The 14810-nt window shown below is 74.1% G+C and carries 14 protein-coding genes; 9 read left to right on the top strand and 5 right to left on the bottom strand.

The annotated features are described in order from the left end of the window. Positions 1-55: 55 nt before the first annotated feature. Together B5D80_RS17315 and B5D80_RS17310 are read right to left on the bottom strand one after the other, a co-directional pair. Entirely contained in the window at positions 56-475 is a 420-nt protein-coding gene (locus B5D80_RS17315) for a DUF4913 domain-containing protein (RefSeq protein WP_088644919.1), read from the bottom strand. 52 nt (positions 476-527) lie between these two features. After that, positions 528-1331 carry a transglycosylase SLT domain-containing protein gene (locus B5D80_RS17310; protein ID WP_158224203.1) on the bottom strand — a complete coding sequence of 268 codons (804 nt, stop codon included), beginning with the start codon at positions 1329-1331 and terminating at the stop codon, positions 528-530. A gap of 183 nt (positions 1332-1514) precedes the next feature. On the opposite strand from B5D80_RS17310, the gene B5D80_RS17305 reads away from it, so the two are divergent. The 9 genes from B5D80_RS17305 (at position 1515) to B5D80_RS17265 (ending at position 10866) form a co-directional block, all read left to right on the top strand. Continuing rightward, a complete protein-coding gene (locus B5D80_RS17305) occupies positions 1515-2045 on the top strand; it encodes a hypothetical protein (protein ID WP_245854689.1) in 531 nt (176 codons plus the stop codon). Then, entirely contained in the window at positions 2042-2371 is a 330-nt protein-coding gene (locus B5D80_RS17300; RefSeq protein WP_211291546.1) for a hypothetical protein, read from the top strand. The genes B5D80_RS17305 and B5D80_RS17300 overlap by 4 nt, the downstream gene beginning before the upstream one ends. A 117-nt stretch (positions 2372-2488) precedes the next feature. Then, positions 2489-2845 (top strand): hypothetical protein, encoded by a 357-nt coding sequence (locus B5D80_RS17295; protein ID WP_211291545.1) that lies wholly within the window; start codon positions 2489-2491, stop codon positions 2843-2845. Further along, positions 2842-3555: a DUF8175 domain-containg protein gene (locus B5D80_RS17290; protein ID WP_088644917.1), complete on the top strand. Its 714-nt coding sequence runs from the start codon at positions 2842-2844 to the stop codon at positions 3553-3555. The genes B5D80_RS17295 and B5D80_RS17290 overlap by 4 nt, the downstream gene beginning before the upstream one ends. After that, a complete protein-coding gene (locus B5D80_RS17285; RefSeq protein WP_088644916.1) occupies positions 3556-4752 on the top strand; it encodes a hypothetical protein in 1197 nt (398 codons plus the stop codon). A gap of 50 nt (positions 4753-4802) precedes the next feature. Further along, positions 4803-6296, top strand: coding sequence for an SCO6880 family protein (locus B5D80_RS17280; protein WP_088644915.1), 1494 nt, complete (start codon positions 4803-4805; stop codon positions 6294-6296). Beyond that, entirely contained in the window at positions 6293-8023 is a 1731-nt protein-coding gene (locus B5D80_RS17275) for an ATP/GTP-binding protein (protein ID WP_245854687.1), read from the top strand. The genes B5D80_RS17280 and B5D80_RS17275 overlap by 4 nt, the downstream gene beginning before the upstream one ends. Continuing rightward, the gene (locus B5D80_RS17270) at positions 8020-9813 is read left to right on the top strand and encodes a type IV secretory system conjugative DNA transfer family protein (RefSeq protein WP_245854684.1); all 1794 of its coding nucleotides are present in this window, start codon (positions 8020-8022) and stop codon (positions 9811-9813) included. The genes B5D80_RS17275 and B5D80_RS17270 overlap by 4 nt, the downstream gene beginning before the upstream one ends. Before the next feature lie 63 nt (positions 9814-9876). Then, positions 9877-10866, top strand: coding sequence for a hypothetical protein (locus tag B5D80_RS17265; protein WP_088644913.1), 990 nt, complete (start codon positions 9877-9879; stop codon positions 10864-10866). Positions 10867-11038: 172 nt separating this feature from the next. Here B5D80_RS17265 and B5D80_RS17260 read toward each other — a convergent pair whose 3' ends face one another. The 3 genes from B5D80_RS17260 to B5D80_RS17250 form a co-directional block, all read right to left on the bottom strand. Continuing rightward, complete coding sequence (locus tag B5D80_RS17260; protein ID WP_088644912.1) at positions 11039-11635, bottom strand: polysaccharide deacetylase family protein; 597 nt, start codon at positions 11633-11635, stop codon at positions 11039-11041. A gap of 8 nt (positions 11636-11643) precedes the next feature. After that, complete coding sequence (locus B5D80_RS17255; RefSeq protein WP_088644911.1) at positions 11644-12837, bottom strand: endo-1,4-beta-xylanase; 1194 nt, start codon at positions 12835-12837, stop codon at positions 11644-11646. Between the two features lie 310 nt (positions 12838-13147). After that, positions 13148-14773 (bottom strand): glycoside hydrolase family 43 protein, encoded by a 1626-nt coding sequence (locus tag B5D80_RS17250; RefSeq protein WP_088644910.1) that lies wholly within the window; start codon positions 14771-14773, stop codon positions 13148-13150. Positions 14774-14810: the final 37 nt, after the last annotated feature.

The following is a 14810-nucleotide window of genomic DNA, read 5'->3' as shown; positions in this document are numbered from 1 at the left end:
CCCGGCCGCGCCCCGGACCTGACGTGCCGGTCCGGGGCCGGGCGGGCCGCCCCGGTCAGTACGGGTCGGTGTGCGGGACCTCCTTGGCCCGGTGCGCGCCCGCCTTGCAGCCGGCGAACGGGCCGGCCGGGTTGCGCAGGCTGGTCAGCACCGGTTCCAGGTAGTCGCGGTGCCAGTTGGCCGGACCGCACAGCCCCGCCTCCGGGCCGGTGAGTTCCTGCCAGGCCAACCACAGGCCGTGCAACTGCGCCACCGCCTCCGGGTGCCGCCACCACTGCCCGCACCACGGCGCGGTCGAGGACGCCTCCCGGGCGTAGATCGGTACGAGCAGCAGCCGGACCCAGTTGCTGAGCAGCTCCAACTCCTCGACGTACTCGTCGTCACGCAGGTAGAGGATGAACGGCGAGGTGGGCGGCCGGTCGCCCGGCGGCGCGTCGTCGGCACCGGTCTGCTCCTGCTGGGTCGTCACCGTCATGGACACTCCTCATCGGTCTGCCGGTCGGATCGGTTCCGCCGGTCGGTACGGGTCAGTCGCCCGACGCGTCGGGGCTGGGCGAGGCGGTCGGCGGGAACGACGGCGGCGGACCGCCGAGCCCCTGGTACTTGGCGAACAGGGACCGGACCTGCGCGAGGTAGAGCTGGGCGGCGTTGGTGGAGGGGACGCCACCGGCCCGGCGCACCTCGTCGATGCCGACGGCGTACGCGGCGAGCGTCAGGTCGAGCACCTCACCGATCGCCTCCCCGTTGTCCAGCAGGGCCTGGGCCTGCCCGGCCAGGGCGCAGACGTGCTTGGCCTGGGCGGCGATCGAGTCCTCCTCGTCGACCGCGTCGGTGTCGCCGTCGTCGTCGGTGTCCTCGCCGTACCGTGTGAAGACCTCGGGCGGCAGTTGGGAGATGCCCTTCTCCCCGTTCGGGCCGACCTTCGCCGGGTCCCACCCGGAGGCCACCTCGATCTGCGCGGCGATCACCACGGGTCCGATCTGGGTGCAGGTCTTCCCGGCGTCCTCGATGCTGTCCGCCAGCCCCTCGGGCACCTGGTCGGGGTCGAGCGTGCCCTTGCCGTCGCCCTGCGCGGCGGCCAGCGAGTCGTCGGCGACGCTGACCGGGTCGGCCGAGCCACCGCCGCCGCCGAAGAGCAGGATCAGCGCGACGAGCGGGGCCAGCAGCACGCCCAGCGCGCCGATCACGAACACGGCGGCGGCCCCGACCACCCCGGCCACCGGGGTGGCCAGGCAGCTCAGCCCGGCCGCCACGGCCGCGCCGATCAGCGCCGCGCTGCTCCGGTTCGACCCTTGCGTCGGCTCCGTGCCGTCGTTGTCGGACGCTGCCATGTCGCCTCCCAGGCTGCTCACCATCGCGGTGGAAAAAGTTCGTCCCCGGCGTGAACCGAGGGGCGGGGCCCGTCGTAGTGGCGTCCGTCGACCGCCCGGCCCGCCGTACTGACGGGGCCGGACCCGGGGTGGTTCAACCGGGGCGTCGACGAAGTGCAGCGACATTCGAAAGGAGGTGGGTGCATGGGGTCCGCGACGATGACCGACCCGGCACCGCGGATGTCACCGGGGCCGCCGTCCGCCCGGACCGGTCCCGGGACGGCCGCGTCCCGGCGGTCCCTGTCCGAGACGGGGCTGGGCTGGATCGCGGCGCACGGTGGCGCCGGCGCGACGACGCTGTCCCGGCTCTTCGGCGGCGTCGACCTCGGCTGCCGGTGGCCGGACGCCGCGCGGGCGGAACCGGCCACGGTGATGCTGGTCGGCCGGACCAACGCCGAGGGCATGCGGGCGATGTCCCGGGCGCTCAACGCGCTGCGGGAGGGGCGTCACCCGCCCGGCATGCGGCTGGTCGGCCTGGTGCTGCTGGCCGACGCCCCGGGCCGGCTGCCGCCGGCACTGGCCCGCCGCATCCGGGTGCTGCGGTCGGTCGCGCCGGTGCACCGGGTGCCGTGGATTCCGGCGTGGCGGCTGGGACAGCAGCCCGCCCGGGTGCCCAAGGCCCTGGACCGGCTGCGGGTGGCGACCGGGTCGGCCGGCGAGGGGAGGGCACCGTGACCTCCGGGTACGGGATCGTCGCCGCGGTGCTGGCGCGCAATCCGGCGGCCGCACCCTCCCCGCTGCCGGCCTTCAAGCCACCGCCGCCGTACAACCCGGCCGGTGGCGCGGCCGACGACCTGCTGAACCTGCTCGCCTGGGGGGTCAGCGCGGCGGGCGTCGCCGGGCTGCTCATCCTCGGCATCTCGATGGCCATCCAACTCAACCGGGGTGTGCCCGGGGAAATGAGCGACCACTTCCGCGGGGCGGTGTTCGTCGCGATGGGCTGCGTGCTCGGCGCGACCGCCGGACCGCTCGTCATGTTCTTCGGCGACCTCGGACTCTGAGCCGGTCGCCGCCGGCCGGACAGCGCACCCCGCACTGCCGGCCCTGTTCCACCCCCGTCACCGCCGGAGCGTCGTCGACGCCTCCGGTGATGCCACCTGTCCGAAGGAGCTGTTCCGATGACGTTCACGAGCCTGTCCCAGTACGCGGCGGCCTACCTGTTCGCCCGCCTCCCGATGGCCCCCGACCCGGGGCCCGGTGGCGGGATCAACCCGACCCCCAACGCGCCGGGGCAGCTGAACACCCTGGTGAACAAGCTGCTGGGCCTGATCGCCTGGGCCGGCACCGCCGCCGGGGTGGCCGGGGTGCTGATCACCGGCACGATGATGGCGGTCTCGGTGAAGCGGGGCGAGAGTTCCGAGCACATGTCCCGCCTCGGCCTGGTGCTCGGCGGCTGCATCCTGGTCGCCGTCGCGGGTCCGTTGGCCAACTTCTTCCTCGGCGGTGCCGGCACCGCCGCAGGCCAGCCGCAGTGACCGGCGGGCGAGGCCGGTCACCGGCGGACCCGCCGTTCTGGGCCGAGCGCGGCTGGCTGCTGTCCGTCGCGTTCCTCGCCGGCATGGCGTTGCTGGCGGCGGGGGTCTGGGTGTCGGGGGCGACCCGGCAGACGGAGGTCGACCCGGTGGCCCGGACCGCCGCCGCCGCGCCGGTGGCGCAGTGCCCGTCCCGACCGGTGGTGGCGGCCGGGACGGCGGTGCCGCCGGACGACGTGGCGTGGCGGACCCTCGACGGCGGCGACCGGGTGCCGGTCTCCGCGACGCAGGGACCGTCGCGCACCGCCGACGGGGTGCTGGGCTGCTTCGCGCACACCCCGATCGGTGCGGTGCTGGCGGCGCACGCCGTGCCCACCCAGTTGGCCGGGCCCGCCTGGCGGGCCGTTGCCGACCGGCAGGTGCTGCCGGGGCCGGGCCGCGACGTGCTGGTGGCCCGGCTGGAGGCCGCCGCCGGGGTGGTCACCAGCCGTGGCGGCGGCAGCTACGCGGGCTTCGCCCTGGTCCGGTACGCGGCCGACGCCGCCCAGGTGCAGTTGCTGGTCAAGACCGGCGCCGGGGGGTACGTGGCGACCCTGGTCGCCCTGCGCTGGGACGCCGGTGACTGGAAGGTGGCGCCGTCGCGGGCCGGCGTGGTGCACGCCTCGCTCGGCACGGTCACCGGCAGCGCCGGCTACACCCTCTGGAGGAAGTAGATGGGCGGGTGTTCACCTCCCAGTCCGCTGGACATCATCACCGGCTTCTTCTCGTTCCTCGGTGACCCGATCGGCACCCTGGTCCGGATGATCGCCAACCTGATGCTGGCCGCCGCGATCTCGATCTTCGCCGAGCTGAGCGCCTCGGTGCCGACGCTGGGCACCACGACCGAGGGCGGGCCGGACGACGTACCGAGCCTGATCAGCGACCAGATCGAGTGGGTCGTGACCTACCTGGCGATCGGGTCGGTGCTGTTCGCCGCCGCCCGGATGGCGATGGAACGCAAGGGCACCGCCGGGCGGACCGCGTTGCAGGGCTTCCTGCGGGTCATCCTGGTCGCCGGGGCCGGTTCGTGGGTGGTGGGCCGGGCGGCCAGCCTCTCCGACGGTTTCTCCGACCACCTGCTCAAGTCGGCGGCCATGCAGGTGATCATGGGTGTGCCGTGTGTGGACAACGGCTCCTCCATCGAGTCGTTCCTGCTGCTGGTGCTGGCCTTCCTGCTGCTGATCGCTGCCATCGTGCACGTGCTGATGCTCTACCTGCGGCTGGGCGTGATGACCATCATGCTCGGCACGCTGCCGCTGGCGGCCGCCGCGTCGATGACGAACTGGGGTGCCGGCTGGTGGCGCAAGCACATCGGCTGGACGGTGGCCTGGCTGCTCTACAAGCCCGCCGTCGGTCTGATCATGTTCTCCGGCGCGGAGATGCTCGCCGTCGGCAGCCGGACCCAGAACTCCTCACACATCCGCATCGCCGGCATCGGCGTGCTGCTGCTGTCGGCGATCGCCCTGCCGGCGCTGCTCAAGATCGTGGTGCCGGCCACGGCGGCGCTGGGCACCGGCGACCCGACCGGCACCGCCGTCTCGGCCGCGGGCGGCATGGTCGCCTCCGGCGCGAAACGGGTCGCCGGGTCCGCCCTGTCCTCCGGCGGCGGGGGCGGTGGCGCGCCGTCCGGGGCCCGCGGGCCGCAGGGCCGCCAGGGCGACACCGGTCGGCAGGGACCGTCCGGCAGCGAGGGCCGGACCGGCCGTAACGCGGGCGGCTCCGCCGGCTCCGCGGCGGCCGCGGGTTCCGCCGCCCGGCTGGCCGGGCCGGTCGGGGCGGCGATCGACGGGGCGCACCGGGCGGCCCGCGCCGGCCGAAACATGGCGGCCGGCACCGTGTCGGGCGCGGACGGCGACGCCGGCCACAACTGACAGCGCGGGGCGACGGCCGGCCGTCGCCCCGGTGAGACGAGGGAGAGGCAATGACGACCGAAGCCGTCATCGAACCGACGTACGGCAACTGGCGTCGGCCGCGCCGGGCCGGGCTGGGCCCGCTCGGCCTGGTCGGCACGGTCGGGGTGTTCGGCGGGCTGGTGCTGGTGCTGCTGGCCTCGCTGGCGTCGCTGCAGGCGGCGTTCGTGGTCGGCGTACCGCTCGTGGTGGCGCTGCTGCCGATGGCCGTACGCACCCAGGACGGCCGCAACATGTACCAGCTCCTGACGCTGCGGATCGGCTGGTCGCGTCGGGTGTCCCGGCGGGAGCACCTGTACGTCTCCGGGCCGCTCTCGGCGCGGCCGGGTGGCCGGTTCCCGCCGCCCGGCCTGCTCAGCGGGGTGCTCGCCCGGGAGGGCCGGGACGCCTACGACAGGCCGTTCGGGGTGCTGCACCACAAGAGCCGCAACCTCTACACGATCGTGCTGCGGTGCGAACCCGACGGCGGGTCGCTGGTCGACCCGGAGCAGGTCGACACGTGGGTGTCGCTGTGGGGGGAGTGGCTGTCCCGGCTCGCCCACGAGCCGGGCCTGCGCGGGGCGTCGGTGGTGGTGGAGACCGCCCCGGACCCGGGCACCCGGCTCGCGGCGGAGGTGCTGCCCCGGCTGGACGCCGCCGCTCCCGCCGCGGCGCGCGCCGTGCTGGAGGAGGTGGTCGAGGACTACCCGTCGGCGTCGTCGGAGATGAACTCGTACATCACCCTCACCTACGCGCCGGTGGGTGGGCCGCGACGGGACCCGGAGGACGTGGTCACCGACCTGGCGATCCGGGTGCCGAGCCTGCTGACCGGGCTGATCGGGGCCGGTGGGGGCGTCGCCGAGCCGCTGTCCGCCGAGCAGATCGCCGAGGTGGTCCGGGTGGCGTACGACCCGGCCTGCGCCGCCGAGGTGCTCAGCGTCCGGGCCGAGCACGGGCGGACCGGGCTGGAGTGGGCCGACTGCGGGCCGGTGGCCGCGGTCGAGTCGGTGGACGCCTACCAGCACGACTCCGGGGTCTCCCGGACCTGGCTGCTCACCCTGGCCCCCCGGGGCACGGTGCGCTCCAGTGTGCTGCGCACCATGCTCGACGCGTCCGCCGGCACCCGCCGCAAGCGGGTGGCGCTGCTCTACCGGCCGATCGACCCGGCGACCTCGGCCCGCATCGTCGAGGCCGACCGGCGTACGGCGCAGTTCATGGCCACCTCCGGGCGGGGCATGGTGCAGGCGCGGGCCGCCGCCGAGGTCCGCGCCGCCGAGCAGGCCGCCGCCGAGGAGGCCACCGGGGCGGGGCTGGTGGAGTTCTCGCTGATGCTCACCGTCACCGTCGACGACCGGTCCCAGCTCGACGACGCGTCGGTGCTGGTCCGCAACATGACCGGGGCGACCCGGATCGCGATGCGGCCGGCGCACCGGATGCAGGCGGCGGCGTTCACCTGCACCCTGCCGGCCGGAATCCTTCCGTGGGAGCAGACCGTGCTGCCACACGAACTCCAGGAGGCGATGTGAGCGGCGCACCGGTGGTCCGCGCGGACGGGCTCGGGGCGGGCTGGCCGGCCGGGACCTCGGGGGCGCGGACCGCGCTGACCGGGCTGGTCGGCGACCCGGACGACGGGGCCCCCGTACCGCCGAAGAACACCAGGCCGCCCCGGCCCCGCCGGGAGCTGCCCGCCTCGGCGCGGGGGTGGGAGGGGCCCGGCGGCGGGCGGGTCGGCTACCTCGACGCGCCCACCATGTGGCGGGCCACCACGGTGCAGGCGTGCGGGCTGTGGCCGTTCTCGGCCGGCTCGGGGGCGCCGATGTCCGGGGTGCCGCTGGGTCAGCACCTCTACACCGGCGCCACGGTCTGCGGTGATCCGATCTCCTGGTTCACCCGGGCCCGCTACATCTCCAACCCGTCGCTGTTCATGCTGGGCATGCCCGGTCTGGGCAAGTCGACCCTGATCAACCGGATGGCGGTGGGCCTGGCCGCGACCGGGGTGGTGCCGCTGGTGCTCGGCGACCTCAAGCCGGACTACGCGGACACGGTCCGCGCCCTCGGCGGGCAGGTGATCCCGATCGGGCGTGGCGTCGGTGGGATCAACGTGCTGGACCCGGGGGCGATGGGGCTGGCCGCGGAACGCATCGGCGGCCGGGCGGGCCGGGCGCTGGCCGCCGAGACGCACGGCCGGGTGCTGAACATGGTGGCGGCGTTGCTGACCATCGTGCGCGGCCGGGCCCTGGACGACCACGAGCAGTCGGTACTCTCGGCCTGCCTGCGGCACCTGCGTGAACACACCCCGCAGGGCCGGGCCCCGCTGCTGCCGGACCTGCTGCGGGTGCTGGAGGAGGGGCCGGACCGGGTCCGCGCGGTGACCCTGGACCGGGGCCAGGAGAGCCGTTACCGCGACGCGGTGGACCCGCTGCACCGCTCGCTGCTGGGCATCCTCGACGGGGCGTTGGGTGACACCTTCGGCTCGACGACCTCCACCCGGATCGACCCGGACGCCCCGGCGGTGTGCATCGACATCTCCCGCATCGGCGAGTCCGACACCCAGCTCACCGCGGCGGCGATGCTGGCCGCCTGGTCCGAGGGGTTGGGCACGGTCGCCGCCTCGCACGCCCTGGCCGACGCCGGCCTGGCCCCGCGCCGCTGGTTCTTCACCATCCTGGACGAGCTGTGGCGGCCGCTGCGGGCGGCCTCCGGCATCGTCGACCGGATCGACGCGCTGACCCGGCTCAACCGGTCGCTCGGCCTCGGCGACGCCAAGATCACCCACACCCTCAAGGACGCCGAGGCGCTGGGCTCCGACGCCGACCGGGCCAAGGCGCGCGGTTTCGTGGAGCGGGCCGGGATCGTCGCCTGCGCCGGGCTGCCGGCGGCGGAGATGACCGACCTGGGCCGGGTGATCGGCCTGTCCAAACGGGAGATCGAGCTGGTCTCCTCCTGGTCGTCGCCGCCGGGCTGGGCGAGCACCGGCAGCAACGAGGAGCCACCGGGGCGGGGCCGGTTCCTGATCAAGGTGGGTGGCCGGCCCGGCATCCCGATCCGGGTGTCCATCACCGACACCGAGCGCCGGCTGCACGACACCAACCAGCGCTGGGTGCAGAACGGCTACGCCGCCCAGCAGGCCGCCGAGCGGGCGGCGGCCCGGCAGGCGGCCTTCGAGGCCGAGGCGGAACTGGGCAACCTGGCCACCCGGCCGGAACTGGCCGCCGCCGAGATCGCCGCCGGTGAGCGGGGGTGGCGGGCGTGAGCCGGACGTCGTCGGGCGCGCCCCGGGGGGCGGACCTGTTCTTCTGGGCCTTCTGCCTGGTGGTCCTCGCCAACGCGGCGCTGTTCACGGTCGCCTGGCTGGGCGGCACCCTGGGCGCCGCGGTGACCGGGCACGGCTTTCACCCGCCGCCGTTCACGCTCGGCGCGTACCTGGCGTTGATCTCCGGTGACATCGGCACGCTGTGGCCCGGCGCGTCGCCGTACGCGGTCTACGCCGGGATGCTGGTGGTGGCGCTGCTGCTGGTGGTGCCGGCGGTGCTCGCCGGACGCCGGCTGCTGGACGTGCGCGGGCGCGGCGTCGGGCTGGCCCGGGTGCGTGACCTGGCCCCGCTGACCCCCGCCGGGATCGCGGCCCGCGCCCGGGAGCTGCGTCCCTCGCTGGCCGGGGTACGGCAGCTCACCCCGGACGACACCGGCAACCTGCTCGGTGACCTGTCGCCCAACGGCCCGGAGCTGCGCTCCTCCTTCGAGGACGTGGAGCTGGACCTGATGGCCCCCCGGGCCGGCAAGTCCACAGGCATCGCGGTGCCCCGGGTGCTGCGGGCCCGGGGCGCGGTGCTGCTCACCTCCAACAAGTCCGACGTGTACGCGGTGACCCGCGCCGAACGGGAACGCGTCGGTACGGTGTGGACGTTCGACCCGCAGGGCATCGCCCACGTGCCCCGGCGGATGTGGTGGGACATCCTCGCCGACTGCACGAGCATCGAGGGGGCCCGCCGACTGGCCGGGCACTTCGTGGCGTCGGTCAACGACGACACCGCCAAGAAGGACTTCTGGATCTCGGCGGCGCAGAACACCCTGACCGCGCTCTTCCTGGCCGCCGCCCGGGGGCGGGTACCCGTCGCCGAGCTGCTCGGCTGGCTGGCCGACCCGGCCGACCGCACCCCGATCGACCTGCTGCGCGACGCCGGGCTGCCGGCGATGGCCGAGCAGCTCCAGGGCACCGTACGCGGGGCGGTGGAGACCCGCGACGGCATCTACGAGACGGCCCGGCAGTGCGTGGCGTGCCTGCTCGACCCGGAGATCCTGGCCTGGGTGTCCCCGGACCCGTACCTGCCGCAGTTCCGCCCGGAGCGGCACGTGCTCGGCCGGGACACCCTCTTCCTGCTCTCCAAGGACGGTGGTGGCTCGGCCGCCGGGGTGATCGCCGGCCTCGCCGACGCGACGTTGCGGGCGGGGGTGGTGGCCGCCGAACGGATGGGCGGCCGGCTCGACCCGCCGATGACGGCGGTGCTGGACGAGGCGGCGAACGTGTGCCGGATCTCCGACCTGCCGGACCTCTACTCGCACCTGGGATCGCGGGGGATCAACGTGGTCACCCTGTTGCAGAGCTACCGGCAGGGGTCACGGGTCTGGGGGGAGGCCGGGATGGACGCGCTGTGGGGCGCGGCCACCATCAAGCTGCTCGGTGCGGGCCTCGACGACGCCGACTTCGTGGAGAAGGTCTCCAAGCTGGTCGGGCAGCACGACGTGAGCACGGTCAGCGTCTCGCGCAGCCGGGACGGCTCGTCCCGGTCCACCTCGTACCGGCAGGAGCACGTGTTGCCGCCGGACCGGATCCGGGCCCTGCCGAAGGGGACCGCGCTGCTGCTCGCCACCGGCATCCGACCCGCCGTGATCACACTGCGGCCCTGGTACAAGGAGCCGGACGCGGCGCGGATCTCGGCCCAGGCCCGGCAGGAGGTCGCGGCGATCACCGAACGGGCCGCCGGCAAGGCCACCGCGACGCCGTGGCAGGCGAACCGGCGAGAAACCCCGGCCGCCGGCTGAACCGGTGCGCCGGGCCGGTCGTAAAGAGCGTGTCAACCGCTGGTCGAGCATCAAGGAGCCCAGGTGTCCTCACCCCATCAGCCGCCACCGGGCGGGACCGGAAGTCCCACCGGCAGCGAGAACTACAGCGTCCACTACCCGCCCAGCGAGAGCGGGTACGGGCAGATCAGTTACTCACCGAGCGTCTACAGCCAGGCCAGTAACCCGCAGGTCAGCTACACCCCCAGCAACTACAGCCAGGACGCCCCGAGCACCTCGTCCATGCCGTCGGGCTACGGCCAGTACAGCGCGGCCGACTACCAGGCCGACGTGGGCCAGCCGTACAACACGTCGACCTCCTCGGGTCGCAGCAGCCCCGGCCCGGGTGACTCGATCAGCGTCCAGTGGAGCGAGGGGGAAACCAGCGAGCACTCGCTGGACAGCGGGAACCGGGTGATGACCCTGATCAAGGCGACCGGCAACTGGATCTACGAGAACGACGAGAAGATCGTCAACTTCGTGTCGATGGTCGCGTCACCCGGGGTGCAGGGTGCCGCCGGGCTGCGGGGCAACGCGGTGGCCAACAGTGTGGGCCTGGCCCTGGCCGCCGGCCCCGGCGCGTACGTGGTGGGCAAGGAGGTGATCAACTCGCTGCGCAACGGCCAGCAGGGTGACCTGGTCCGGGCCGCCTACGGCGCGGTGGCCGCCGCAGGCGCGCTCACCTGGGGCGTCGGCTACGCGCCGGGCCAGGACACCACGGCCGGCAACGCCGGGGCCATCGTGCACGGCGCGGGCTCCGCGTTCATGGTCACCCGGGGCCCCCGGGAACAGCCGAGGCGTTCCCGGCAGGACACGGAGTCCCGTGGGGAGATCGCCGACACCGCCAGTTCGCACCGCAGGAGCGGGACCACCTCCCGTAACCACACCTCCCGTACCCACACCTCCCGCACCAGCGGCCGGGACAGCGGCTCTTCGCACGAGTCGGTGAGCCGGCGCAACGTGACCGACCGCACCCGTGACCACCACCGGCGCGGCGGTGGCGGCAGCAGCGGTGGCTCCGGTGTCGTCCGGTAGGTCACGCCTGCCGTGACCGTCCAGGTCGGGGTGCCGCCGCGTCCAGGGACGTGGACCGGCGGCACCCCGACGGCGTGGTGGGTGGGCGGGCACACCCCGACCCCCCACCCACCACCCGCACCGGCCGTGGCCGGTCTGCCGGCCCGCTCCGCCGGGGCGGGCCGGCAGCGGGTCATCCGGCCGGCAGGGTGAACCGCCAGCGTCGTGCGCGCAGCACGGGCGCGATCCGGTCGACCGCCGCGACGCTCTGGCTGCGGTCCCCGCCGCCGTCGTGCAGCAGCACCACCGCGCCGGGAGTGACCCCGTCGAGCAGCCGGCGGACGAGTTCGTCGGTGCCGGGTGGCTCCCAGTCCCCGACGGCCAACCGCCACCCGAGCGGCCGCATGCCCAGCGCGGCGGCCACCGCCGGGGTCGCCCCCCAGGCCCCGTAGGGGGCCCGGAAGTACCGGACCTTGGCCGCCGGCACGGCCCGCCGGATGGCCTCGTTGGTCGCCCGCAGGTCCGCCTCGATCCGCTCGGCCGACCAGGTGCTCATGTCGTCGTGGTGCATGCTGTGGTTGCCCAGGTGGTGGCCGTCGGCCACGATCCTGCGCACCACCTCGGGGTGGGCCTCGACCTGCCCGCCGCAGAGCAGGAACACGGCCGCGATCCGGTGCCGCCGCAGGACGGTGAGCAGGCGCAGGGTGTCGGCGGGGTTCGGGCCGTCGTCGAAGGTGAGGCTGACCGTCCGCCCGCCGCCCCGGGCCGTGTCGAGGATGTCGGCGCCCACCGGCCGGCCTACCGGCGCGGCTTCGGCGTGGCCCGCATCCGCACGTACGGCGGCCCGGCGTAGATCAGGTCGGCCTTCATCACCTGGTACGCCCGCTTGGGCTGGTAGTTCTCGTCGTAGATGGTGGCCAGGCCCTGCGGCGGGTCGTCGAAGGTGCCGGGCACCCAGGAGTGCCGGTCGGTGAAGCCCCAGACGGTGAACGACAGGCAGCGCGGCTCGGCCAGGCAGGCCTGCAACAGCACGTGGAAGTTCGCCGCGGACGCCTGGAGCCGGGGGTTGATCTCCTCCGAGTCGCCGGCCTGGACCCCGTCGGTCAGCCGGCTGCGCACGTCGACCTCGGTGAACGCGGTGGACAGCCCCAGCCCGGCGAACCGGTGCAGCGCGTCGGCGACCTGGAGGGTGTCGTAGTTGCCGTACTGGGTGCCCAGGTGGCCCTGGCTGCCGACCCCGTCGATCGGCACGCCCCGGGCCAGCAGGCCCTTGACCATGTCGTAGACGAACTGGGTCTTGTCGTTGGCCGGGTCGCCGGAGCCGAACGCCTCGATGTTGTAGTCGTTGTAGAACAGCAGGGCGGTCGGGTCGGCGGCGCGGGCCCAACGGAACGCGTCCGCCACGTAACCGGGGCCGAGGTGTTCGGCCCAGAACCCCTTGTAGTGCAGGGTGGACGGGGTGTCCCAGGGGTCGCTGACGGCCTCGTTGACCACGTCCCACTGCCAGATCCTGCCCCGGTAGCGGCTGGCGACGGTGGTGATGTGCTTGCGCAGGATCGACCGCAGCTCGGTGTTGTCGATGGAGCCGTCGGCCACCCCGTCGGTGAGCCACTTGGGTAGCTGGCTGTGCCACACCAGCACGTGACCCCGGACCTTCTGGCCGTTGCGCCGGGCGGTGGCGACGAGTTCGTCGGCCGCCGACCAGTCGTAGGTGCCCCGGGTCGGCTCCAGCGACTCCCACTTCATCACGTTCTCGGCGGTGACCGTGGAGAACTCGTCGCGCACGATCTCCCGGTAGCGGGGCTCGGCGGGGTCGGCGAGGGCGGCCATGTCGACCGCGGTGCCGACGTACAGCCCGTGGCGCTGGCCCAGGGCGCGCAGGCTCTGCGCGGTCGGGTCGTACGGCCGTTCGGCGGCGGCCGGTACGGCGTTCAACACACCGGCGGTCGCGACGGCGACCAACCCGGCAGCCATCCACCGTCTGAGCATCATCTGCGTTCCTTTCCCGAGGCCCGTCGACGGGTCGACGGCGGCGAGGTGGGGCGGGGGAGCGGTGCGGCCACCGATGCGCGCGGGGGACGACCGCGCCGGAACCTACCGATAGTTGCCTATCGATTTCCGGAAGTCGACTGGAACGTTACGAGCGCGGACCCTGCGGGTCAACCATCGATACTTCCGGAACTCCTGGTCACGCCGCCGGCCGTGCGTCGCAACGTTTCGACGCCGCCGGGACCCCGGGCACGACCACGACCGGCCCCACCGGAGCCGGTCGTGGTGCGGTCGGTCGGGCTGCGCCGGGCGGTCAGTGCTCCCGGTAGGTGGCCCGGTCGAAATCGGCGTACCCGCCGTCGCCGCCGAGATCCTGGACCCAGAGCCCGAGGAACGCCCCGGTGAACCCCCAGGCGGCCGGCTCACCGTCGATGATCAGCGCGGCGTGCTCGTCGGAGAGGATGGTCGCGTCCAACTCGACCGGCAGCTGCTGCCAGCCGGCGCCCAGGTCGTAGCCGAAGCGCACCACCGGCCCGTCGAACTCGGCGCGCAGGCCGACCCGGGTGACGCCGCCGGTGTCCACGGTCAGCTCCGGGTGGGCGGTGCGCCGGCCGTTGTCGGAGCTGAGCAGTTCCAGCACGGTGCGGCCGTCGTCGGCTCGGGTCAGGTAGAGGTGGTGCCAGTTCAGGGTGTTGTAGTAGGCGGTGATCCCGGCGAGCTGACGGTGGTCGACCGGGTCGAACTCGACGACGGTCTCCAGGGCGCACCGGGTCGCGCCGACGCGGCGGGCGACCAGGCTGGGGGCCTGCCGTCCCACGGGGGACTGCCCACCGTGGACCCGCAGGTGCGACGGGCGGGACCGCAGGTCGATCCAGTCCGGGTCGGCCGGCCGGCGCAACGTCGACCACGCCGTGCCCAGCTCGTCGGCGTCGAAGTCGTCGGTGTCGGGTTCCGCCGGCCACGGGTGCGCCGGCAGGTCGGGGGCGTCGACCTCGTCGGCGGGCACCCCGCCGGGAATCCGGGGCCAGCCGCCCGCGGGCCACTCGACCCGCTGGATCGCGGTCTCCCGGCCCAGGACGCAACTGCCCAGCGGGGAGTAGGGGCGACCGACCAGGTGGGCGAGGTACCACCCGCCGTCGGGGGTGCGGACCAGGCTGCCGTGGCCGGCCTTCTGCAACCGCAGGTCGGGTCGGCCCACCGAGGTCAGCAGCGGACCGTCCGGGTCCACCTCGTACGGTCCGAACAGCTCGCGGGAACGGGCCACGGTGACCTGGTGCTCCCAACTCGTGCCGCCCTCCGCGGTGATCAGCCAGTACCAGCCGTCGTGGCGGTAGAGGTGCGGGCCCTCGGTGACCCCGACCGGGGTGCCGGTGAACAGGATGCGGGGCCGACCGACGAGCCGGCGCGCGGCCCGGTCGTACTGCTGGATCTCGATGCCGCCGAAGCGGTCCCGGCCGGGCCGCCAGTCGGCGCTCATGGCCAGCAGCCAGGTGGTGCCGTCGTCGTCGTGGAACAGTGCGGCGTCGAAGCCGCGCCCGTGCAGCTTCACCGGGTCCGACCAGGGGCCGGTGATGTCGGGCGCGGTGATCAGGAAGTTCTGCGGATCCCAGTAGCCGCTGGCGAAGCTGGCCACGTCGCTGTAGACGAGGTGGAACTGCCCGTCGTGGTAGGTCAGGTCGGGTGCCCACACGCCGTTGGAGTCGCCGCAGCCGCGCAGGTCGAGCAGGCGGCGGTCGGTGATGATCCCGCCGAGCGGTCGCCAGTGCACCAGGTCGCGCGAGTGGTGCAGGCGGACCCCGGGGTACCACTCGAACGTCGAGGTGGCCAGGTAGTAGTCGTCGCCGACCCGCAGGATCGACGGATCCGGGTGGAACCCGGCGAGGACGGGATTGCGGATCGACCGGGCAGCGGTCGCCACTTCAGCGGTGTCGGTCGACACGTGCACTCCTCGGGGCAGCTCTCGAAACTTTCGAAAT

The sequence above is a fragment of the Micromonospora wenchangensis genome, from assembly GCF_002210435.1.
GTDB lineage: Bacteria > Actinomycetota > Actinomycetes > Mycobacteriales > Micromonosporaceae > Micromonospora > Micromonospora wenchangensis.
Note: the sequence above shows the minus strand (reverse complement) of the source record. Positions and strands in the feature narration are given on the sequence as shown.